The 268-nt window shown below is 65.7% G+C and carries 1 protein-coding gene; it reads left to right on the top strand.

Going from position 1 to position 268, the window contains the following annotated elements:
* Positions 1-268, top strand: a 268-nt coding sequence (locus ACW9I6_RS32450) for an AMP-binding protein (RefSeq protein ID WP_457340248.1), incomplete at both ends; no start/stop codon positions are given.

Here is a 268-nt window from a genome sequence, read left to right as displayed (position 1 = left end):
GCCAACGCCTGAGCTACGCCGAACTGGACCAACGCGCACAAACCGTTGCCCGAGCGCTGCGCGCCGCCGGGATTGGTCGCGAGTCGATCGTGCCGGTGTGCATGGAACGCTCCGTGGACATGGTCGTGGCTTTGCTCGGTGTGGTGCATGCTGGGGCCGCATGGTTGCCGCTGGATCCGGAATTGCCGCCCGCGCGCCTGGCGTTCCTGATTGCCGACGCCGATGCCCAGGTGACGCTGACTCAATCACAGTGGCTGCCACATTTACC

This window comes from Pseudomonas sp. SDO5522_S412 (assembly GCF_054071215.1).
The sequence above is the reverse complement of the archived record's forward strand: the minus strand, read 5'-3'. Positions and strand labels throughout refer to the sequence as shown.